The organism is Saliniferula longa, assembly GCF_050789285.1.
Classification (GTDB): Bacteria; Pseudomonadota; Alphaproteobacteria; order Rhodobacterales; family Rhodobacteraceae; genus CAVPWP01.
The window spans coordinates 26,724-50,362 of record NZ_JBOUVX010000004.1 but is presented as its reverse complement, the minus strand read 5'-3'; the positions used below and the strand labels follow the sequence as shown (position 1 = coordinate 50,362).

At 65.5% G+C, this 23,639-nt stretch carries 12 protein-coding genes; 6 read left to right on the top strand and 6 right to left on the bottom strand.

What is annotated here, in order from left to right; genetic code table 11:
* Positions 1-2: 2 nt before the first annotated feature.
* The 3 genes from ACRDNQ_RS16665 to ACRDNQ_RS16655 are packed head-to-tail and all read left to right on the top strand — an operon-like array spanning position 3 to position 4,899.
* A complete protein-coding gene (locus ACRDNQ_RS16665) occupies positions 3-1,355 on the top strand; it encodes a TolC family protein (protein ID WP_431829840.1) in 1,353 nt (450 codons plus the stop codon).
* A 26-nt stretch (positions 1,356-1,381) separates the two neighbouring features.
* Positions 1,382-3,583, top strand: coding sequence for a type I secretion system permease/ATPase (locus ACRDNQ_RS16660; RefSeq protein WP_431829839.1), 2,202 nt, complete (start codon positions 1,382-1,384; stop codon positions 3,581-3,583).
* Positions 3,580-4,899, top strand: a complete 1,320-nt coding sequence (locus tag ACRDNQ_RS16655; protein ID WP_431829838.1) for an HlyD family type I secretion periplasmic adaptor subunit — start codon at positions 3,580-3,582, stop codon at positions 4,897-4,899. The genes ACRDNQ_RS16660 and ACRDNQ_RS16655 overlap by 4 nt, the downstream gene beginning before the upstream one ends.
* 4 nt (positions 4,900-4,903) lie before the next feature.
* Here the strand turns inward: ACRDNQ_RS16655 and ACRDNQ_RS16650 are convergent, their stop codons facing one another.
* Positions 4,904-15,820, bottom strand: coding sequence for a hypothetical protein (locus ACRDNQ_RS16650; protein WP_431829837.1), 10,917 nt, complete (start codon positions 15,818-15,820; stop codon positions 4,904-4,906).
* Between the two features lie 231 nt (positions 15,821-16,051).
* Between ACRDNQ_RS16650 and ACRDNQ_RS16645 the strand changes: the two genes are divergently transcribed.
* A complete protein-coding gene (locus tag ACRDNQ_RS16645) occupies positions 16,052-16,183 on the top strand; it encodes a hypothetical protein (RefSeq protein WP_431829836.1) in 132 nt (43 codons plus the stop codon).
* Positions 16,184-16,336: 153 nt separating this feature from the next.
* Here the strand turns inward: ACRDNQ_RS16645 and ACRDNQ_RS16640 are convergent, their stop codons facing one another.
* From ACRDNQ_RS16640 to ACRDNQ_RS16620, 5 genes are read right to left on the bottom strand one after another with little or no spacing between them, the layout of a single operon-like run.
* Positions 16,337-17,116 (bottom strand): SDR family oxidoreductase, encoded by a 780-nt coding sequence (locus ACRDNQ_RS16640; RefSeq protein WP_431829835.1) that lies wholly within the window; start codon positions 17,114-17,116, stop codon positions 16,337-16,339.
* On the bottom strand, positions 17,103-18,101 hold the full coding sequence (locus ACRDNQ_RS16635; protein ID WP_431829834.1) for a sugar-binding transcriptional regulator: 999 nt from the start codon (positions 18,099-18,101) through the stop codon (positions 17,103-17,105). Before ACRDNQ_RS16635 ends, ACRDNQ_RS16640 begins: the two co-directional genes overlap by 14 nt.
* 40 nt (positions 18,102-18,141) lie before the next feature.
* The gene (locus tag ACRDNQ_RS16630) at positions 18,142-19,605 is read right to left on the bottom strand and encodes an FGGY family carbohydrate kinase (protein WP_431829833.1); all 1,464 of its coding nucleotides are present in this window, start codon (positions 19,603-19,605) and stop codon (positions 18,142-18,144) included.
* 3 nt (positions 19,606-19,608) lie between these two features.
* Entirely contained in the window at positions 19,609-20,568 is a 960-nt protein-coding gene (locus ACRDNQ_RS16625; protein WP_431829832.1) for a transketolase family protein, read from the bottom strand.
* On the bottom strand, positions 20,565-21,386 hold the full coding sequence (locus ACRDNQ_RS16620) for a transketolase (protein ID WP_431829831.1): 822 nt from the start codon (positions 21,384-21,386) through the stop codon (positions 20,565-20,567). Before ACRDNQ_RS16620 ends, ACRDNQ_RS16625 begins: the two co-directional genes overlap by 4 nt.
* A gap of 187 nt (positions 21,387-21,573) precedes the next feature.
* Here ACRDNQ_RS16620 and ACRDNQ_RS16615 point away from each other — a divergent pair, with 187 nt between their 5' ends.
* On the top strand, positions 21,574-22,563 hold the full coding sequence (locus ACRDNQ_RS16615; protein ID WP_431829830.1) for an ABC transporter permease: 990 nt from the start codon (positions 21,574-21,576) through the stop codon (positions 22,561-22,563).
* A gap of 106 nt (positions 22,564-22,669) precedes the next feature.
* Complete coding sequence (locus ACRDNQ_RS16610; RefSeq protein ID WP_431829829.1) at positions 22,670-23,620, top strand: substrate-binding domain-containing protein; 951 nt, start codon at positions 22,670-22,672, stop codon at positions 23,618-23,620.
* Positions 23,621-23,639 lie beyond the last annotated feature (19 nt).

The window sequence follows — 23,639 nt, the reverse complement described above, 5'->3', positions numbered from 1 at the left end:
CGGTGTATTCCCTGACTGTCGGGGATGCGATCCTCTATGTTCTCGAGACAAATCCCGAAATCTCGTCGGCGTCGGCCAACAAGGAGGCCATCGAGTTCGAGCTCGACCAAGCCCGAAGCTTTCGCGTGCCGCGTTTCTCGCTCGAGGCCGAGTCGGCCGTCAGCGCCAATTCCGGCACCACGACGCCGGCGCTGTCTTCAGCGGACGAGGCCATCTCGGGCTATGCTTTCCGAGCTCGGGTCGGCCAGACCATCTTCGATGGATTCTCGACGCGGTCCGAGATCGAACGCCAGGCCTATCGCGTGGACGCCGCTGCCCTTCGGGTGCTCGAAAGGTCCGAGTTTCTGTCGCTCGAGGCCGTGCGGGTCTACGCCGAAGTCCTGCGCAGCCGCACCCTGATCGACCTTGCCCAGCAGAACCTCGACTACCACCGCGAGGTCCTGCGGCGGATCGAGCAGGCGTTCGACAACGGCGTCGTCGGTGTGGCGGACCTTCAGCAGGTCGAGGAACGGGTCTTTCTTGCCGAAGACGCCGTGGCCGTCTTCCGGCTTGAAGCCGCCGAAGCCGAGGCCTTCTTCCTCGAGACTGTCGGCGTCGAGGCCGAAGGGCTTGGAAGCATCCCGCGCATGTCGGGCTCTGTTCCGTCCGAGCTGGACGCGGCGCTTGCCGTGGCGCGGCGCACGAACCCGACGATCCGCTTCCTGCAGGCCGATGTCGGCAGCGCCGAGGCGCTTTCCCGCAAGGTCGACGGGAACCGCTATCCGACCCTCGATCTTGAAGCCTATGCCGTCTATGGCGAAGATCTGGACGGCTTCGAAGGGCGGGTCGAGGACTACGGCGTCGGCCTTGTCCTGCGCTACGAGTTCCAGGGAAACCAGAACCGCGCCTTGCGGCAGGAGCATATCCGCCGGGTGAACGAAGCCCGCGCCGACCTTCTGACCCAGGTCCGCCTGGTCGAGCGCGAGGTCCGCGAGAGCTGGGCCAATCGCGAGGCGGCGCAGCGGCGTGTCGGTCTTCTCGAAAGACAGGTCGACCTCTCGCTTGGCGTCCGCGCATCCTACGAGCAGGAGTTCGAGGTCGGAACCCGGTCGCTGCTCGACGTCCTGAACACGCAGATCTCGCTGTTCGAGGCGCAGATCAACCTTGCGAACCTGCGATCGCTGGAAACCTACATCAACTATCGCCTCCTCGCGGCAATGGGCGTCCTGTTGCCGACCCTGGGGGTCGAGCCGCCGACCGACGCGCTGACCTACGCGGGCCAGCAGGCCGGCGCGCCGGCGATCGGAGATGCGCCGTCCGGCGACCTGATCGATGCGCGCAGCTTCTCGGACTGGCGCAAGAGCCTGGGTGACTGACACGGTGTCGGGCAAGGACCTGGGCCATGGCGACGCCTGACCGCCCGGACAATTCGCGGCTTGCTATCGCCGTCGGGACGAACGCGCCATCCGCCGAGGACAGGTGGGACTTCGAAAGGACGCCCATCGACCCGCTAGCCGAGGCGATGGCCGCGGCGCTTCGGCTGCTTGGACACGACATCGGCTCTCGCGCCCTTGTGGGAGGGATCGCCCTTCCGCCCGACGGTCGTCTTTCGCCGGCCCGTGCGGTTGCTGCGCTGGAAGCCCGGGGCCACTCGGCGCGTGTCGTGCGCCGGCGGATCGGGGATCTTCCCGACGCCGTGCTGCCCGCCATTCTGTTCCTCGATGGGCGGGACGCCTGCGTTCTGATATCGCGCCATGGTGGCACTGCCCGGGTTTTCTGGCCGGCGCGGTCCTCGGACGAGATCGACCTCCCGCTGGCCGAACTGGCGGATCGCTATGTCGGGCATTCGCTTCTCTTGCGGACCGCAGCGCCAAAGACTCCGCCAGAGCCGGGCCGCGCGGACCCCAAGAGACACTGGTTCTGGGGCACGGCCCGCCAGCACGGGTCGGACTATCTTCAGGTCGTGCTTGCGTCCGTGGTCGTGAATCTGCTCGCGCTTGCCATTCCGATCTTCACGATGAACGTCTACGACCGGGTCTTTCCCAATGCCGCGCTGGTGACACTTTGGTCACTCGTCGCCGGCGTCGGGCTTGCGCTGGTCGTGGATGCGGCGCTGAAATGGGTGCGCGCCCGGGTGATCGACCGGGTGGGCAGGCGCGTCGACCTTGCGGTATCGTCCTCGATCTTCCGTCACATCGCGGACCTGAAGCTATCGGCCCGAACGGGTCCTTCGGGGGCGCTGATGAACACTTTGAAGGACTTCGAGCAGGTCCGGGACGTGTTCTCGTCGCAGAGCCTTGCCACCCTGACTGACCTTGCCTTTGCGATCCTGTTCATCGCCGTGATCGCCTATATCGGCGGCCCGCTCGCCTGGCCGCCCGCGATCGCGCTGGGGGTTGTCCTCGTGATGGGGCTGGCGGTCCTTGGGCCGCTGCGCCGCGCATCCAGCGCAACCCGGACGACGGGCGGTCTGAAGACCTCGGTCGCCGTCGAGGCCGTGAACGAAATCGAGACGCTCAAGGCCGTTGCGGGGCAAGGGCGCATGCAGGAGCGCTGGGAACGTCAGGTCACGGAAAGCGCGCGCGCCGAAGAGCGGGCGCGGCGACTTTCGACGCTTGCCACCACCGTGACGGGACTTGCAGGTCAGGCGTCGTCTGTCGGGATAATCGTCATCGGCGTGTACCTGGCGCTCGAGGGCCGGATCACCATGGGTGCGGTCATCGCGGCGATGATCCTGTCGGGTCGCACGCTGGCGCCGACCGCAGCGCTGGCAGGGCTGTTCGTCAGGGCGAGTTTCGCTGTTTCGACCCTGCGAAGCATCGACGCCCTGATGGCGCTTCCGTCGGACGCGGCGGTGGATGCGCGCCAACTGAATGCAAGGATCGCCGACGGAGCGCTGGAGCTGCGCGACGCGACGCTGTCCTATCCCGAAGCGGCGGCCCCGGCCGTGCGTGGGGTGTCGCTCGCGATCGGCGGCGGCGAGCGAGTCGGCCTGATTGGCCCGGTTGGTGCGGGGAAGACAAGCCTCGTCCGGCTTCTGGCGGGTCTCTACCAGCCCGACGAGGGCCTCGTCCTGGTGGACGGGCTCAACATGGCTCAGATCCACCCGGCGGAATTGCGGGCCGAAGTCCAGCTTGTGACGCAGGAAGCGGTCCTCTTTTCCGGCACCTTGGCCGAAAACATCGCTTTCGGAATGCGCGGTGCAAGCGATGCCGAGATCCTGCGCGCCGCGCGCACGGCCGGCGTGGACCAGATCGCTGCCGCCCATCCGGACGGCTTCGCGATGCGGATTTCGGAACGCGGGCGCAACCTGTCGGGCGGGCAGCGGCAGATGGTGGCGCTGGCGCGGGCACTTCTGCCGCGCCCGCGCGTACTTCTTCTTGACGAACCGACGTCGTCCATGGACCAACAGGCCGAACGCCGGTTTATCGAGCGTCTGCGGGTGGCGTTGTCCGAACGGCCCATGACGTTGGTGGTTTCGACCCATCGCATGGGCCTTCTGGACCTGACGGATCGCGTGGTGCTCGTCAACGGTGGGCGGGTCCAGATGGACGGGGCGCGAGACACGGTCTTGGCAGCGCTTTCTTCGGGACCACCCGGATGAGCCGCGGCGACTGGGAGGTCGCCGACTTCGCGGTTGGCGAAGGCGCGGCTCGGATCGGTGGACCGCGCCGCGGTCTCACGTTCTTCCTGCTTTTTATCGTGGCGGTCTTCGTGGCCGGAATTCTTTGGGCAGGCTGGGCGACGATCGAAGAGGTCGCCCGGGCAGATGGGCGCGTCGTGCCCTCGGGCAGCGCACGGGGGGTCGACAGCCTCGAAGGCGGGCTGGTGGCCGAAATCCTGGTGGCCGAGGGTGACCGCGTGGCGGCAGGCGAGGATCTTGTTCGCATCGACGACACCGGAGTCTCGGCCGAACTCGGCGAGGTGCGGGCGCAGCGCGCCGCCTTGCTTGCAAGGGCGCATCGTCTCGAGACCGAGCTGACGGACGTCGAGACCCTGAGCTTCGCTCCGCTCGGACTGCCCGAGGACGATCCGCTCGCGCTTCAGGAGCGCGCCCTTTTCGACAGTCGCCGGGCCTCCTACGTCAGTCAGCGAGCCGTTCTCGAGGCGCAGGTGCTTCAGCGCGCTCAGGAGGTCGAGGAGTTGACCGACGGGCTTGCCCGGACGGCCGAAAGCCTTGCCCTGCTGGACGAGGAGATTGCCCTGCGTGAGGCGTCGGGCGTCGTTCCGCGCGCGCAGATCATTCCCGTCGAGCGGGAAAGGACCTCGATGCGAGCCGAGGGCGACAGGCTCGAAAGCCGGCGCGCCCAGGCCGAGGCGGCCCTCGTCGAGGCGAACGCACGGCTTACCGAACTCGGGCTACTGCGCCGTGCGGAGATCAACGCCGAGCGCAGCGAGACGCTGAACAATCTTGCGATCATCGCCGAAACGCTAAGGCGCGCCGAGGACATCGTCACCCGCACCACGCTGCGCGCCCCGGTGCCCGGAATCGTGTCGGTGCTGAATGTGAACACGATCGGCGAGGTCATCGCCCCGGGAGAGGAAGTGCTGAGGATCGTCCCAGAGGGCGAAGGCCTCGAGGTCGAGGCGCGGCTTCGCCCGGAGGACATCGCCTTCGTTCGTCCCGGACTGCCGGCCAAGGTCAAGCTGACGGCCTTCGATTTCACCATCTACGGAGCGTTGCCCGCCGAGGTCCTGCGCGTGGGCGCGGATGCCGCGCAGGACGAGGCCACAGGCCAGACCTATTTCCCCATCGTCGTCGCCACCGAGGAGACCGCGCTGGTTCGCGGGGACGAGGTGCTCGAGATCCGCCCCGGGATGGTCGCGCAGGTGGATATCCTGACCGGCGAACGCACGGTGCTGGACTACCTGCTCAAGCCCTTCCGAAAGGCGGGAGCCGAGGCGCTGCGCGAGCGGTGACCCATCAGATCACGGCCGTCGCTTGCGCCCCACTCGCATCCTGGAAGATCACTTCGACGCTGGCTGGTATGCCTCCGCCTGCCGCGGTGACCTGCGCCGCTACGTTGCCAAGAACGGTAAGCTCGCCGGTGCTGCTGTCGAAGCTCGCCCGACCGTCGATCCCGTCGCTTCCTGTCAGGACTGTGCTCAGGTCGAACCGGTCGATGCCCGCCTCGTAGTCTGTAATGACGTCCGCGATGTCTAGCCCGGTGGTCAGCGCGAAGACATCGGCCCCCGCGCCGCCCGTCAGCGTGTCCGCGCCCGCACCGCCGTCAAGGGTATCGGCCCCCGCGCCACCGATCGCGCGATCGTCGCCCGCGCCCATGTCGATCCGGAACCCGGTCGATGCTGCCGAAAGGTCGACGAGGTCATCGCCGCCGAGCATGGAAAACGCCTCGATTCCGGCATAGTCCCGAACGCCGGGCTCATAGATCACGGCTTCCGCGCCGTCCGTTCCGACGGCGATGTCGTTGGTGCCGGCGCCGCCGGTGACGTCGTCGGCGACGGGGATCGTCGCGCCACCGGGTCCGATGGTCGTGTTCCCGGACTCTGCAAGCTGGAAAAGGCTTGCCACGTCAAGGCTGGCCGTCGTCGCCGTCGCCGCCGTCGGGCTGCCGGCGTCGGTGACGTCATAGGTGAACGTCACGGGGCCGGAGTAGCCGTTCAGGATCGTGATCTCGACATTGCCGCCGACGACGCTGGCCGCGACATCAGGCACGTCACTGACGAGGTTGGCGATGCCCGAAAGTCCGTCGGGATCGGACGCGTTCACGAGGAACTCCTGCACCGGCACGCTGAGTGTCGTCTGGGCCGTCTGGCCGAGGTCGACAGGCCCTGTGACCACGGGCTGGTCGTTCACGATGACGGAAAACGGTTCGGGTCCGGTCGTGCCGTGGTTGGTGGTGCCGACCACGACACCGCTCAGGGGGCCGTCGAAGTCCCCCGGCACCGTGACCGCCAGGGCCGCGATGAGCAGTGTGAAGTCGGCAGGCGGCGTGGCCGCCCGGGTCAGCGTCAGTGTCTGACGATCCGCCGAAAGCACACCGGCCGAGACCGTCGAGCCGGCGGGCAGGGGCGCATCGAACGTCACCACGATCTCGTCGATGGTCTCGGACTGCGTGGGCTGCGGTGGCGCCAATTGGGCGTCGATCCCGAGAGGCACCTCGATCGGCATCCCGGTTTGCGCCTGATCGGTGGGCGTCACCGTAACCTCGAGATCGAGATCGCCCACGACCTCGACCGCGAAGGCGACGCTTGCATCGCCGCCCTCGTTCGTCGTCGCGCGAAGGCTGCCCGGCAGTGTCGTGCCGTTCGAGGCGAAGTTGAAGGGGAACTGCACCTCGAGAAGCTCGAACTCGGCAAGGCTGAGGGCAAGAACAAGGTCCGGGCCCGCCGCCGCAATGGGGGCGCCACCAAGGGTGTAGGTGGTCCCGGCCGGCACATCGCCCAGGCTGAAGAACACGCCGTCCACGACTTCCGATCCGTCCATGTCGGTGACCGTGATCGTGATGGTATCGGCGGGCCGGAAGCCGGGCTGGTCCGGGGGATCGCCCTCGTCCAGCACCAGATCTTCCTCTGTCTGGGTGATCACGAGGTCGGGAGCGGGATCGATCGCGACGACAAGATCGACCGGAGCCGAGGGCGCGCGGTCGACGAACGGGCTGTCGAGGTCGGCGTCGATGGTGACCGCCTCGACTCCGATCCTGAGATCGCCGGAGAAATCCGGGGGTGGCAGGACGGTCACCGTCCCGATAGGAGTGAAGCTTATCGGCGCCCCTGGGAGATCCGTGGAGATCGGGGGGCGCGATCCGATCGTATAGACGCCACTCGCGTCCGGCGTCTGCTCCACGCCGAACACAAACAACGATCCGCCATCGGGCAGGGTGATCCGGAATTCCATGTTCTCATGCGGGTCCGGGGTCGTTGCGACGATGGCAAGCACGGTTGGCACGCCGCTGTCCTCGGCGCCGGTCTGTGGCTCCGCGTTGGCGGACAGTGTCGGGGCATCGGCATCCGGCCTCACACGGAACAGGATGTCGACGAACCCCGAGTTCTGATCGGAGTTCGCGAGTTCCAGGGTGTTCACGGTGACGCGGAGCGGAATGCTGTCGGGGATCGCCGGATCAAGCGCATCGGGTGTGCGGGCGTGCTCGTCCGCAAGGAGAAGCTGAACGAAGCGATAGGCGGCGGGCGAGATCGTGTAGCTTCCATCGCCATTGTTGATGATCCCTCCGGCGGGCGCGCCTGGCGCTGCCGTCACGGTCAGGTAGTCGGGAACCCCCGAAATCACGACCGAATAGGTTTCCGACCCGTCCTGATCGGGCGTCGTCGCCTCAAGGACGGACGACACCAGGAATGGCACGTCCTCGATCCCCTGGATCACTGGGGGATCGACGGAGAGGTCGACGAACGGAAGGCCCGTGTCTGGGTCGATCAGGCTGTCATCGAAGGTGAACACGGGTTCGTCGGCGACGGGAATGATCGTGAAGGTTCGCGTTGCCGTGTTCGTCCCGATCGAAAGGTCGATATCCTGGGTCGCGGCCTCGACCTCGATCCGAAGTGGGCCGCTGTAATGTTCGCCCGCGCGCAGTTGCAACGACGGAAGATCCGCGCGCGCCACAGAGTATTCGACGAAGCCCCCGGCGACAGGCGTCCCCACGAGGGGCGTGCCCGAGGCATTCAGCAGTTCGCCCCCGTTGGTCGCGTCCACGCGGATCAGCACCTCGCCCACCGGCCGTTCGCCCGGATCGATCCCGCGCACCGTTATGCCGGGCGAGAACACCGTATCCTCGGGCGCCGAGTTCGACCCGAAGAACACGATCTGAGGGCCGTCGACCACCGGATTGATGGTGATCCCGAACCCCCCCGTCATCGACAGCGTCGTGTCGCAGGTGAAGTTGTTCAGGATCATCACGAATTCGAGTTGGTCGAGAGCGTCGTAAGGATCGGTGTTCCCGAAGGTTTCGGATGGATCGAACGGATTCACCGGGCTCGATTCGTGCGGAGGCGGGGTGAACAAGAGCGTTCCGGCCGAAAGCGTCGGGTCGGACGGATCCACGCCAAGCGCCGCGAAGTCGATCGCGAAAAGACCGGTGATCGGGTCGAACAGCACCGCCCCGGCAGGATCGGCGGTAAGCGAGGCTCCGGGAGGGAGCCTCACGCCCAGACCGAAACTGCCCACGACCCCGTTGGGCAGCGTGGCGAGATCGGCAAGGCTGTCATAGAACGGCGGATCGGGCGTGATCTGCACCTTCAGGGCGATCTGTGTGTCCTCGTCGCCGCTGCCGATCAGTTGCAGGACAGGCAGAGGCAGGTTCTGCTCCGGCGTGCAGCCCGGCCCGCTGCCGAAATCGGGATCGGGGATCACGACGATGGTGAAGTCGATCGACGATACCGCCCCGCCCTTGAGAGCATCGAGCGCGGCGAGCGCCTGTTCCGGCGTCAGACCCGACAGATTCGGCAAGGGCTGATCGTCCTCGAGGATGATCGCGTTCAGCGTCAGGTCATAGTAGGTCGGCTGCGTCACCTGCGACGGGACGACACGAAGGGTGTCGAATTGCTCGATTGAAACAATGAAGCTCTGCCCGGCAATGTCGATCGGCGTCGCTCCGGCGAACGAGAGCCCCGGCGGCACGCCGGTGATGAGGAAGTACTCCGTTTCGGACCCATCGAAATCCGCCGCCGGATCACCGTCGGGGACGAGGATCTCGGTTGGCGTGCCGGAAAGCGGCGTCACGTCCCCGATGAAAGTCTCGGCCGGATCCTCGAAGATGAAGCCGGTGTCGATGACGAAATCCCGCAGCCGCTTGTCGAGGGCGAAGGGCGCGCTGTCGAAACCGGCGTAGCCGTAGATCCGCTCGGCGTTGGGGATGCCGTCGACGATTTCGTCGGGACGGAAAACAGGGGCGATATCGCCGGGGTCGCCGGGGAAGCCCGCCGGATCCTGCCCGTCGACGTCGGCGGCATCGGCCACGCCGGTGACGTCGATGCGGATGGTTCCCGTGCGCTGCGTCCAGGTCTCAGCTGGGAAGAAGTCGACGAGATCCTGAAGCGTCGGCACGCCCGGACTGCCCGGCCAGTCGACGATCGTCTCGTAGTAGACCATGGTGACATCGAACACGATGTCTTCGTTGCTGTCCTGCCCCGGCAGAACCCAGAGGTTGTCTGCCTCGACCCGCGACAGCACCAGTTCGACTCCGCCACCCGGCCGCGTGATGGCGGGAAGAAGGTTCGCGTATCCGCTGGGGTCGGACGCATCCACGATGGGCGCGCCGTCGAAGAACAGCGGCAATCGCCCGAAGCTGTCGGGCTGCACGTTCGAGATCACGATGTTTCCGAGAATCGCCTCGGGCGATCCCGGAGAATTTGACGGGTTGTCGATCAGGTTGCCGTCAATCTGCACCCGCACGGCCGTGTCTTCGTCGGTCGTGCGCGTTTCGGACGGGTCGCCCGCGTCGACCACGGGATCGACACGCAGTTCAGAATTCAGAAGGGTCGTTCGTGTACCGCCATTCGCCTCGCGGGTGACGACTTCGAGCGTCAGCGGGAACTCCCCGGCAAAGTGGGTGGGGATGCCGCGAAGCTCTGCGGTCAGCCACTCTCCGCGCTCGAGGCTCCATGAGTTCGCTCCACCGCCGATGTTGGTGATCAGCGCCGGCACCTTCGGGCCGCCGGGATTGTCGGGGTCGTTGACCCAGACGGTGATAGTGGAGGGAAGGTCGCGCAGGACGACCGAAATCACGGTTTCCGATCCGTCGGCGTCTGGGATCAACGGTTCGAACGGGATCTGGAACACGCCGTTCGCGGCGTCGATCTGCGCTTCGTTGCCGGTTGGAAGGTTCGGCACCGTGGCGAAGTTGTTGATCGGGTTCACGTCCACATTGAACTCGGCGCTTGCCTGCGATGTGGCGGTGGTGGCCGAGTTGCTGTCCACGCTCGTAAGGACCACGTTCAGATCACCAGCGAAGAACGTGCCCGCCGAGGTGAACGGATCGCCGGGGGCACGGTCCACGTCGAAGTCCTCGTAGAGTGACGGCCTAAGCGCCAACGCCGCCGAAAAGGACGTGACATCCGGCACGAAGGTCAGTGTGAGCGCGCCGGTGCCCGCGTCATAGACCGCTGAAGCGATCTTGCCGTACTCGGCATCCGATATGGGCGCCGATCCGTCGGCCGAGAACAGCGCAGCGCGGTTCAGGTCCGTTCCGGAAAGCTGGGCCGCGATCCACGCCGTGGGCACGTTCTCGATCACGAGGGTCTGAAGACCCTCCGACCCATCGAGATCGGGCGTGCTCGCGGCAAGCCCGACGAAGACGGTGACCTGCCCGGGCCCCGACTCGTCGGCGGTGCTTTCGCGCAGGATCAGCCGTCCGCTCGCCACGACGCTTGCGTCATCCGCGCTGGCGGTGATCTGGGTCGGGCCGGAGGCCACGAAGGACGGATTGGTGACGAACACGCGCGCGGTGAGTTCGGCCTCGGCCACCGGCCGGAAGGTCACCGTCGTCGAGAAACTTCGCGAATCCGGATTGTCCGAAAGGTCGATCTCGCCATCGCCGGTGGTTGTCTCGGTCCAGAATACCGTGCCGTCGGTCGTGATGATTCCGCTGAAATGCTGACCCGCGCGGATCTGAAGATTCTCAAGCGCCTGGGCGAACTGGGCATCCGTGGCCCCGCCGGCGGGCGTCAGTACGTAGCTCACGCTGTCGGAAGTCGACCCGGTCTGCACGATCGACACGAACGGGCGCAGCGCAGCGTTCGGCACCCGAAGCTCAAGAAGCGCGGTGTCGGTCGGGTCGAAGGGATCGCTGTCGGTGGCGATGGTCAGGGTGATCGTCACCCGCTCGAACCGTTCCGAGCCGTCGGTGTCGGTCAGATCGATGTTGGTGATGCTCAGTGGCCGGCCGACGAACCCAGCCACGTTCTCGTTCGCCGAGGCGTTGGCGGTGGTCAGGACAATCGGATCGACCACGGCGTCGATGTCGACATCGGTGCTGTCCGCGTCGGTCGCGATGTCGTCGGCAAGTCCGGCGGCGGTATCGACGGCCGTGACCGTGGCCAGAAGATCATTGCCGACGATCGTCTCGACATCGCGATCGGTGTTCGACGAAGGCGACACCCGCAGCGCGCCCGAAAAGTCGGTCACGCCGGGGTTGAAGGTGATCGTCAGCGTCGTGCCCGAGACACTCGCCGAAGCGACGTCGGCGCCCCCGCTTTCGAAAAGCCCGAGCGGAACCGCGCCGGCCGGCAACCAGCCTGCCGGCACGTTCTCGATCACCACCCGCGTCAGGCTTTCGCTGCCGTCCGTGTCAGGTGTGGCGGCGTCGATCAGAAGACGGAAGCTTGTATCCTCCTTGACAGAAAACCCGTCGGGCGCGAATTCGGTCACGTTCGCTTCCGAGGCGTCGACGGACAACGTGATGGTGGGTTCCGCCACTGGCGTCACGTTCAGAAGGAACGTATCGGTGGTGCCAGAGGGATCGCCTTCGTTCGTGACGACCGTGACGGCCACAGCGACGATCCCCGAGAAATGCTCGGGGAAGCTGACGACCGACAGGGCCCGCAGACCTGCCAGGTCGCCCGTCCACGTAGCCGTGGGGCCAGAGAGCACGGTTCCGTCGCCCAGAATGGTCGGACCATTCGTCGGCAGGCCCGAAAAGGTCACGCTGATGCCCGTGATGAACTCGGATCCGTCGATGTCTGTGACCACTGCATCGATGTTCAGCGGGATCGGGACGCCCAGATCCTCGATCACCGTGAAGTCCGCGGCAGTGATCTCGACATCGGCTTCGGACGTGACGGTCACGACGAAGCCGCGCGACTCGACCCCATCGGTAGGACCGGCGTCGATTTCGCCGGCAAGGATGGACTCGTCGGTGCGGAACGTCACGCTGCCAGAGATCGTGCCGCCCGGTCCTTCGGTCGAGAAGTCGTCGGGCAGACGGAAGGTCAGCGCGGCGTACTGCGCAGGCGTCAGGGTGTTCAGCGCGAATGCCGGGCCGGAAGGCACAGCGATGAACGCCCCGCCCAACGCGTAGGTTGTCCCGTCCGGCAGGCCGTTGATCAGGACGTCGGCCCGGGCGACCGCTTCCGATCCGTCCAGATCTGTCGCCACCGCCTGAAGTGCGTCCGCAAGACGGAAGGTAACTGGCGCCCCCGTCGTGGTGTCGTCGTCAGTGCTTCCGGGAGGGTCGTTCTCGTCGAGTTCGACCAGGCCGGTTCCGGTGATCTCGATGTCGCCTTCGGCCGACACGGTCACGGTCAGCGTGGCGCTTCCGGTGCCCTCGGGTCCCGCGGGCTCGTTCGAGGTCGCGGTGATCGTTGCCGTCAGGGCGACCAGGGGGTTCTCGGTCGAGAAGTCGGCGGGAAGCTCGATCACAAGGCGGTTGTACTGCTCGAGCGTCCCGCTGAAGTCGAGCGTGGGTGTCGCTGGCTGAAAGCTCGCTCCGTCGTCGGTCGAGAAGCGGGTCGATGCCGGCAGGTTGTTGAAGGTCACCGTGACCAGTTCTATGGTCTCGGATCCGTCGATGTCGATCGTGCCCGGCGTGACCGCGTCTGACGGCCTGAAGGTGACCGGCGCGTCGGTTTCCGCAAGGTCCAGTTGCCCATCCGGGAAGACCACGTCGCCTTCGAAACCGACGATCACGGGAACGGTCTGAACGACCGGCCCGCCCGCGTCGCTGGACACCGCGACGGTCGCCTCCAGCGGCAGGTCCGGACTGGTCGTCGAGAAATCCTGCGGGAACGTCAGCGTGACCGTCGAGAAGTCGGGGTCGCCCGCGCCTGCCACGAAGACATAGCTGTAGGTCACGGTCCCCGCCGCGTCCGGCGCGAAACTGCCCGCGTTCGACGTGGTCCCGGCCGGTAGTCCCGGCAGCGTGAATTCGATCCGGGTCAGCGTCTCGTTCGGATCAGTGATCGCGATGGTCACGAAATCCGCGAGCAGAACCGTGACCGGCGCATCGGTTTCGTCCGTTTGGATCGTGCCGGATATCTCGATGTCCGGCGTTGGCGTCACCTCGATCGTCTGGATCGTTGTCTCGGCGCCCTCGGGCGTCCTCACGGTGATTGCGTTGGTGATGCTGCCGGAGAAATCCCCGGGAAGCGTCAGGACAAGAGCCTCGGCTTCGGAGACCGTGCCGGTCCAGACGCTTCCGGAAAGGGTGCCGCCGTTCACCGAGGTACCGGCCGGAAGGCCGGCGAAGCCGATCGTCACGACCGCCGCGAAGCGCGGGTCAGTCGGGTCCTCGGTTTCCGAGCCGTCAGCGTCGTCGACGGTGATCTCGATGCCCAGCGCAACAGATACGCCCGGGGCGCCGGGCTGGCCGTCGTCTTCAGCGACGGTCAGCGTTGCAGGTGCGTCAAGCGCGATGTCTGGCGAAAAGCCGATGTCGACCTGTCGGGTCGCAGTCGCCTCGCCGTCACCGGCGCCCTGCGCCTCGTCGGTTGCAATCGACAAGGTAAGGTCGAGCGCCCGCGAGGTCGCAGCGCCGACGTCCGTGCGGTTTGCGGTCGAAAAGTCCGCAGGCAGCGTGATGGACAGTCCGGCATAGGCCGCCTCGACGTTACCGATGCCGACGACCGCTGCGGCGATCGTCACGGTCAGCGTGTTCGAGCCGTCCGGGGCGGCCGCAAGCGTCGCTGTCGCGCCCGCCGGGATCCCGGTCACGTCGGCCAGCGAAAACACGCCGTCGTTTGGCAGCCCTTCCACGACCAGCGTCAGCGTCTCGATCGCCTCGGACCCGTCGACATCGGTCGCCGCGGGCAGCAACAGGTCGGCAGGCACGAAGGTGATGGGTGAATCGGTCTCGTCCGGCACGATGTCAGGCAGCGTGTCGTCGATCTCGGCGTCGCCCTCGGGCGTGATCGTGAGCGCGACCGCAACGGGGCCGTTCGTTCCTTCGTTCGACGTCGCCGCGAAAGTCCCCGAGAGAGTCGCCGCATCGCCGCCCGGCGTGGACTTGGTCGAAAAGTCCACCGGGAAGACGAGCTGCAGCGCAAGGTACTCGGCCTCTGTTCCGGCAAACGAGAAACTTCCACCCGCGCCGGCATCATAGGTGATGGTCGAAGGTGGAACCCCGACGAATGCCATTCCCCGTGGCAAATCGTCCAGAGTGAGCGTCACCCCGGTCAGAACTTCCGGCGGTTGGCCCGGGTCGCCGTCGCTGACGCTTGCCTGCCAGAAATCGGACGGCCTGATGGCGACGGTTGCATCGGTTTCCGCTTCGACGATTGGACGCACGTCGAGGTCGACGTCGCCCGTCGGGAAGATCTCGATGGTCTGAACAGTGCCTTCAGCACCTTCGGGATTGGATGCCTCGACCTCGACCTGTACCCGACCCGAGTAGTCGCCGGGAAACGTCAGCGCCAGCGCGTTCGCCTCTGCCATCGTTCCGGTCCAGCTCTGACCGGTCAGGGCGCCCCCGTTGGCCAGCGTGCCCGGCGGCAACCCCGAGAACCGTAGCGTGACAAGGGTCCCGTCCTCCGATCCGTCGATGTCGCTGACGAACACGTCGATCCCGAGATCGACGGTGACGCCGCCGCCGTCGCTGCCGTCGCCGTCCTCGTCCGCCGTGACGAGCGGCGGGACGGTCAGGGTGATGTCGGGCGTCGCCACGATCACCACGTCCAGCGGACGGGTCTCGATACCGCCTTCATTGGTTCGCGCGACCACCTCGCCCGAGATCGTCGTCGAGGGGTTCGTCGTCGAGAAGTCTTGCGGAAGCCGAAGCACGATCGCGGCATACTCGGCAAGACTGCCCGAGAACGACAGACCGGGCCCCATGGGCGAAAAGCTCGCTCCGCCATCGTAGGAAACCAGGGCTCCGGGCGGCAAGCCCGCCAGGCTCAGAGCAACCCAGGTGACCTCTTCGGAGCCGTCGATGTCGGTGGCAGCGGGCAAAACCGCATCGGCTGGTCGGAAATCGACGGGAGCATCCGTCTCGACCTCGACCACCCCGCCCGGTCCCGTCATCTCGAGGTCCGCTTCCTCGACGATCCGGATGGGGAAGGTCTGGACCGGACCTTCGCCGAAGTTCGAGTTCGCAAAGATCTCTCCCGGCAGCGGTCCGGGCGCCGAGTCGATGCGGCTTTGGCTCGAGAAGTCGGTGGGGAACGTCAGGGTCAGCGCAGCGAAGGCCTCGGGTGGGCCGAGGAAAGTGAATGTCGTTCCCGTGATGGTCCCCGCCGAGGCCGTCGTGCCGGCCGGCAGGTTCCCGATCGTGACGCCGATCTCGGTGATCCTTTCTCCGAAGGCCGCATTTCCGGCAGTGACCTCGAAGAAATCCGCAAGTCGCAGCGTGACAGGGGCATCTGCCTCAAAATCGAGGACGGGTGCGATCTGTACGATCCCGACGTCGGGTGGCGGTCCACCTGCGACGGGATCGTCAGGGAAGTCGGGAAAGAAGAATTCGGTCGGAGGCAGCAAGGGGCTGATCGCCAGCCCGACCAGAGGCACGTTCACGACCACGTCTGCCGCATCCACCGAACTGCTCGGCGTGGTGCGCGTCTCGGCAAGGAAGGGCGCGAGATCGATCCGGTCGGCATCCGACAGCAGCGACCAATCATCTTCCGGCTTCGCGACCGCCGAAAGCTCCTGCGAGGAAAGAACCAGTTCGCCCGAACGGATGACCAGGGAATGCGCGCCCGCCCCAAGAAGCACGATGACGCTTCCATCCTCCTGCACGAGCAAGAGGTGTTCCTCGAGCGCGAGCGGCCGGTCGAGGGTCTTGTCGAGGGGAAGCAGGAACTGACTGAGATCGGTCGTGTCGAAGACGGAAACGGGGCCGATTTCCCCGGGCTGGATCGCGCGAGACAGCAGGTCTTCGAGGTCGGCTTTCGTCAGTCCGGTGGCTGCAATATCCCCGACGGTTCCGGCTCCATCCGCCATGAAAACTCACCTCGCCTGCACGCCATTCGGCTCTTTGCCGGACACTAGACAACCTTTGTCAATTCGTCACGAATTTGATCGAAAACCTAACGGGACAGCAAGCGACGAAACACACCCTCGCGGCGCCGGGACGTCGCGCCGCCCGGCGCTCCGGCTTGAAGGCGAGCCCCCTTGCGTGGCGCGCGCGCTGCCATCACGGATGTGAACGGGACCCGTCACGGGTCCGCCAAGGTGAAGCATCGCGACTTCGCCAAGGCGACGGGCGCGATGGACAAGGCCGGCGACCCCGGAGTCCTGCGCGGCGCCCGTGTCGCCATGGCCGAATGGGGCCAGACCTCTCACTTCCCCGTGGCGCCACGGTAGCGGGGGGGAGGTATCGCCGATCTCGGGAGGTGCGAGGGGATCGCGACGAGCCTGTACGCAAGCTGGTCGAAGGATTCCCCCGACGCGGGCGAGAGGCGGATGGCGAGGGACAGGGCGCCTGAGCACACGGTACAAATGTGCGTGTCGTCCGAGTTACGACATGATCAACCCGCCATCGACATTGATCGTCTGCCCGGTGATGTAAGCTGCGTCGTCGCTGGCGAGAAATGCCACAAGCCCGGCGACGTCGCTTCCACGGCCCGCGCGCTTCATCGGAATGTTCTGGACCCAGGCCTGCATAAGCTCACCCGGCCCGTAGTCGCCGAGCATCTTGCCCCATACCCGGTCGTTGTAGTCCCACATGTCGGTTTCGATGATGCCGGGGCAGATTGCGTTCACCGTAATCCCGTCGAGCGCGACCTCCTTGGCGAGGCTCTGCGTCAGGCCCACCACTCCGAACTTCGACGCCGCATAATGGGGCGTGTAGATGAACCCGCTGCGCGCCTGACCAGAGGCGGTGTTGATCAGCCGACCGCCCGTGCCCTGCGCCCTCATCCGGCGGATGGCTTCCTGGCAGCACAGAAACACCCCCTTGGTGTTCACGGCCAGGGTCGCATCCCATTCGCCCTCGGTCAGGTCTTCCACCTTCGCGATCGTGATGATGCCGGCATTCTGCACGGATACGTCCACCCCGCCGAACTCGGCCGAGGCGAATCCGTAAAGCGCTTCGACCTGCGACTTGTCGGTGACGTCGCAGTGAAAGCCGCGCGCGCGATCGGGTGCGTCAAGACGCGCCGCCGCGTCCTCGACATCTGCATCGACCGAAGCGACGACCACCCTCGCGCCTTCCTCCACGAAGCGCTGCGCAAGGGCGAACCCGATGCCCTTGTTGCCCCCGGTGATCACGACGGTGCTGTCTTCAAATCGCTTCAACCTCTGCCCCTCCCTCGGTGTCTGTTCGCTCGTCGTCCGACACGAGCCGCGCCGCCGTGAACTTGTCGGTGATCAGAAGGTCGATGACTCCGGTCCGCAGGGCGCCCTTGATCGCCTTGGCCTTGGACTGTCCGCCGGCAAGCGCCATGACGCGATCCACGTCCCCCAGGCTTTCAAGCGACATTCCGATGACCCGGTCATCGAGGGGGGTCTTCACGGGCGCTCCATCGGCGTCGAAGAAGCGCAGGCTCATATCGCCCACGCCCCCCGCCTCGGCAATCTCGGCCAGTTCGCGAGACGAGAACACGTTGCCGCTTCGTGCCAGCATGCTTGACGGTTCCATGGCGCCGATCCCGACGATTGCCAGGGTGATCTTTCCGAACAGGTCGACGGTCTCGCGTACATAGGGGTCGGCAAGAAGAACCAGCTTCGCCTCCCGCGACTGCGCCACGCCGGGCGCGCTCAGAAGGTGCGCCTCGGCTCCTGTCAGCTTGGCCAGTCTGGTCGTCAGCTGGTTTGCATGGGTCTGGACGGTCGGGTTGCCCATGCCGCCCAGAGTCTGGACGATGTGCTTCGCCCGCCCGCCCTTCATCGGGTGGATGTTGTCGACCATGCGCAGGATTGTCTCGGACCAGCTCGAGACGCCGATGATCTCGTCCTGTTGCATCGTCGCTTCGAGGAAATGTGCCGCGGCTTCCCCGATCCGGGCCATGATCGCGCCGCTGCGGTCCTCGGAGCACTCCACAACGATGACTTCGGACACCCCGAACCGGTCCCGGATCGCGGTTTCGAGATCGGCGTAGGTCCCGGATGGCGACACCACAGTCGTCCGCACGATCTCTTCGTCGACGGCCTTCTTCAGCATCCGTGACACGGTGGCCTGCGAAATGCGCAGATGCTTGGCGATGTCGGCCTGGCGCGCGCCCTCGACGTGGTACATTTGCGCGACGCGGGCGATGAGCCTCAGTTCGTTCAGACGGGACATGCCGACCGGTCCCTTTGAAACGGGTTCCTGGAAGAGATGTTCATTGGACCGCTCGCGTGGCGCGCGCAACCGCGCGGCGCCACTGCTCGAGGTCGCGGCTTCGCCGGTCGGCCGCCATGCGCGGTTCGATGGGGTCGTCGTGCTTCACGAGTTTTGCCAGGGCATCAAGTCCGTCCCAGAAACCGACCGCCAGCCCGGCCATATGCGCCGCACCGAGCGCGGATGCTTCCGAGTTCCTGCATGGTGTGATCGGGTGGTCAAGGTAGTCGGCCACCATCTGCATGAGAAACCTGTTTCGGCTGGGGCCTCCGTCGACCGACAACCTCCCGATTTGTCCGGCGGCCGCAGCCATGATGGCGAAGACGTCCGCGACCTGCAGCGCCATGCTTTCGGCGGCGGCGCGTGCGACGTGGGCCGGCCCCGAACCGAAGGAAAGACCCGTCACCAGCCCGCGCGCATCGGCGTCCCAGTGCGGGGACCCCAGCCCGGAATGGGCCGGAACCAGCGACACGCCGTCCGTGCTGTCGACCGTGGCGGCCAGATCAAGAAGCGCATCGACGGAATCCAGCCCCAGCAGCTTCGCCGTCCAGGGAAACACCGACGCGCTGGTCAGTATGTTTCCTTCGAAGGCGAAGGTCGAGACGCCGTCGAGCGACCATGCGATGGTCGTCGTGATCCCGGCCGGCGGTGCCACGTAGTCGGCAACCGTGGTCATCACCGAGGACCCGGTCCCAAACGTGACCTTGCCGTCGCCGGGCGTGAAGGCCCCGTGGCTGAAAAGCGCCGCATGGGAATCGCCTATGGCAGAACCTATGGTGATGCCGTCGGGCAAGACGCCAGAGTTCAGCGTGCTGCCGAAGACGTGCGACGAATCCCGCACCACGGGAAGCATTCTTGGTTCGACGCCGAAAAGGCTGCAAAGGCGGTCATCCCAACGGGATTCGGACAGGTTGAACAGCTGCGTCCGGGCGGCGTTCGAGCGGTCGGTCTCGTGGATGGTGCCGCCCGAGAACTTCCATATCAGCCAGCTGTCCACCGTTCCGACACAAACGTCGCGGTCGGCATCCACCCCGCGCAGCAGCCATGCGATCTTGGTCGCCGGGAACAGCGGGTCGATCGGCAATCCGGTCCGGGCGATGACGTCCGGTTCATGGCCGGCGTCGCGCAGCGCCGCGCATTCCGGTGCGGTGCGCCGGCACTGCCAGGTGATCACGGGTCCAAGCGGCTCACCCGTTTCGCGATCCCAGATCAGGATCGACTCGCGCTGGTTCGAAAGGCCCAGCGCCACGATTTCTGCATCGGGACAGGCGGCAAGGCAGTCCCGGATCGCCGATTGGGTCGCGGCCCAGATTTCCTTGGCATCCTGCTCGACCCACCCGGACTGCGGGTGCGAGATCGGCACGGGCGCCGATCCGCTGGCGATGATCGCGCCGTCGTTCCGCACCAGGACCGCCTTTGAATTCGTGGTCCCTTCATCGACGGCCAGTACGACGCGCTCCGGCATGGTTCATCCCTTGCGCTTGACAAGGGCCGTGGCGCTTAGGGCAATCGCTTCTGGCGACATTCCGAAATCGTCGAGCAACTGGTTTGCCGAGCCGGTGTGTGCAAAGACGCCGGGCACGCCCAGACGTGACATCGGGACGGGGCGGGTGTCGACGACGACTTCCGCGACGGCACTGCCGAGTCCGCCGAAAATCGTATGCTCCTCGCAGGTCAGGATCGCACCGGTCTCTGCGGCCGCCGCTTCGATCGCTTCGGCGTCGATGGGACGGACCGTGGCCATGTTCAGAACGCGGGCCGACAGGCCCTGTGCCGCCAGAAGCGTCGCGGCCATAACCGCGCGGTGCGAAAGAACCCCGTTTGCGATGATGGTCAGATCGGTGCCTTCGCGCAGGACATTTGCCTTCCCCAGTTCGAAGACGTGGTCTTCCGGAAACAGATCCGGCACTCCCACGCGGCTCAACCGCAGGAAACAGCCGCCAACGTGGTCTCCCGCCCAGGCCACGGCGGCCGCCGTCTCGATCCGGTCGGCGGGCGCAATCACCGGAACGTTCGGCAGGGCCCGGATCCACGCGAAGTCTTCGATCGAATGGTGCGTCGCGCCAAGCTCGCCATAGGCCATGCCGGAACTGATCCCGACGAGCTTCACGTTCGTTTCGGAATAGGCCACGTCCGCCTTGATCTGTTCAAGCGCGCGTCCGGTCAGGAACGGCGAGGCCGCGCAGACGTACGGGACCTTTCCGCCATTGGCGAGGCCGGCACCCACCCCAACCATGTTCTGCTCTGCGATGCCGACATTGATCAGACGGTCGGGGAACTTGTCGCGGAAGCCTGAAAGCTTCGACGAGCCCACCGAGTCATTGCAGACCGCGACGATGTTCCTGTTCGCTTCACCCATCGCCTCCAGAGTGGCGACGAACGCGTCCCGGCAGTCATGCAGCTTTGCCGTCTCGAAGGGAGCGTTCATTCTGCCGCCTCCAGGAGTTCCGCCATGGCTTGCTTGTACTGCGCTTCGTTGGGCACTTTGTGATGCCAGGCGACATTGTCCGACATGAACGAGATCCCGTGACCCTTGTTGGTGTTGGCCACGATGCACTTCGGTTTGCCGGTGGTGCCCGTCTCCCGGGACACGGCACGGCATATCTGCGCGTAGTCGTGCCCATCGATCACTTCGACATGCCAACCGAAGGCCTCGAGCTTCGGCGCGAAAGGAGCGAGATCGTTGGTCTCGGCCAGGCGCGCGCCTTGTTGCAGGCGATTGTGGTCGATGATCAGCGTCAGGTTGTCGAGCCTGAACTGGGCGGCGGCCATGATGGCTTCCCAGTTCGATCCCTCTTGCATCTCGCCGTCCCCGGTGATGACGAACGTGCGCCAGGGCCGGTCGTCAAGCTTGGCTGCCAATGCCATCCCGACGCTCACAGGCAATCCGTGGCCGAGCGGCCCGGTGTTCGTCTCGACCCCCGGGACATAGACCCTGTTGGGGTGTCCGTTCAGGCGTGACCTGTGCTTGAGGAAGGTCGATATCTCATCCTTGGGTATGAACCCTCTTTCCGACAGAACGATGTAGAGGGCGAGTGCGGTGTGGCCCTTGCTCAGGACAAGCCGGTCGCGTTCCGGGTCAAGAGGCGCCAGAGGGTCGACCGACATTTCGTGGAAATACAGACAAGTCAGGATGTCGATCACCGACATCTCTCCGCCGATGTGACCCGCGCCGGCCTCGAAGACCGCCTGAACGTCTCGGCGGCGAATGCGGTTCGCGATGCTGCGAAGTTCCCCAGGAGTCATTTTCGCCTCTGCATAAATATTCTTTGTTAGGAGAACATGCAGAATGGGAGATTGTCAAGGGCGTGGCATCGCACTCCATGACCCCTGAAGGGCGCATCGAAGCGTGTATGGCAAGGGAAATCCCATGCTTGACACATCTGATCCGCTCGGCTAGGCATTTTCCATCTTGTGTGAATAAATATGCGGCATGGAGAGTATGGCGGACACGACTCACTCACGCCCCGGTCTTGGCAACCTCAAGGACGCCTTCTCGCTGAGCGGTGCGACCGGACCGCTGATTGGCCTTCTCCTACTGTGCGCATTCCTTTCCGTCGCGACCGATTCCTTCCTGTCGATCCGGAACTTCCTGAACATCCTTGATCAGATCACCGTGCTTGGAATCCTGGCCGTCGGGATGACGTTCGTGATCCTGATCGGCGGGATCGACCTGTCGGTGGGGTCGGTGCTGGCGCTGTCGATGATGATTCTCGGCTATCTCAACGTCGAGGCCGGAATGCCGATGAGTGTCGCGATCGCGGGTGCCCTGCTGGCCTCGGCGCTGGCCGGGGCGGTGTCCGGGTTCATGATAACCGTCTTTGCGGTTCCGGCGTTCATCGCGACCCTCGCCATGATGTCGATCGCCAGGGGGCTGGCGAGCATGATCACGAACGGGTCGCAGATCATCGGTTTTCCCGCCTGGTTCAACATGGGAGCGATCGTCCGGTACGGAGGCTTCCTTACCATGACCGTGGCGGTGATGCTGGTCGTCTTCATCGTTGCGTGGCTGTTCCAGCGCTACCGCGAGGAAGGCCGCGCGCTCTATGCGATCGGCGGAAATCCCGAAGTGGCCCGCTTGGCCGGGATCAACGTCAATCGAATGACCATCATGGTCTACACGGCCTGCGCGGCCCTTTCTGGACTCGGCGGCATTCTCCTTGCGGCGCGGCTCGATGCCGTGCAGCCGACCATAGGCATCGCCTACGAACTTGACGCCATCGCCGCCGTCGTCATCGGCGGCACAAGCCTTGCCGGCGGCACCGGGGGCATCGTCGGCACCCTGATCGGCGTCCTGATCATCGGCGTGCTCAGAAACGGCCTGAATCTGTTGTCGGTGTCACCGTTTCTTCAGGCCGTGATCATCGGCCTTGTGATCGTGTTCGCCGTCGCTGCGGAAACGTTCAAACGAGCAAAAAGATAACGATGCACGGCGGGCAATGGTCCGCAGCGCCAATCGAAATGCCCGGAAACTCGGGCACAACCGGTCCCGAGGGAATGACGGACCAACCAAAGAGGAGGAGACTTCTATGAAATCCGCAATCAAGGCCTTGCTCGCGGCGACCGCGCTGACGGCAGTGGCGGCCTCCGCAAACGCGGAAAGCCACGTCGGAATCGGCATCAGCAAGATCGGACTCGCCGTGCCGAACCTGCAGGCTGACTTCTTCAACCAGATCAAGCTTGGCGTCGAGAACTACGCGGCCTCGCTGGGTATCGAGGTCATCACCGTGGACGCCAAGGGTGATACCGCGACCCAGGTCAGCCAGGTGCAGGACCTGATTACCCAGGGCATCGACGCCTTCATCTACATCCCCGCAGGGGCAGCGGCCGCCGCCGTTCCCACCCGCCTTGCGCGGCAGGCCGGCATTCCGGTCATCAACGTCGACCGCGAGCCCGAGGGCGAGCCCGGCGATACCGTGATCTACGGCGAAAACGTGATGTCGTCCTACGAGGTCTGCTCGTCGATCATCGAGCGTGCGGGCGGTTCGGGCAAGATGGTCATCATTCACGGCCAGAAGGGCACGACCCCGGAAGTGCAGCGCTTCGAAGGCTGCAAGATGGCCATCGACGAGAACCCGGGCGTCGAGCTGGTTGACCAGCAGTGGACGCAGATGTGGTCGCCCGATGAAGGTTTCTCGATCGGGCAGAACATGCTGCAGGCCCATCCCGACATCAAGATGATCTTCGGGCAGGCCGACGGTATCGCGATGGGTGCGGCCAAGGCCGTTCAGGCCGCCGGCCTCGAGGATCAGATCGTCGTCGGCGGATACGACGGCGACGTCGCCGCGCTCGAGTCGCTGGCCCGCTGCGACACGCCCTTCGTCGTCACCGCGACGCAGAGCACGCAGGCGATGGGCGTTCTGGCCGTGAACTCCGCGATCGCGGTGTCCAAGGGGGCTTCGGTTCCCGCCCGGCAGATTCCGAACGCGGTTCTGACGGATTGCGACAACGCCCAGCAGTTCGTCGAAAAGCACCCCTGAGCCTTTCGTCGGAAGCCGA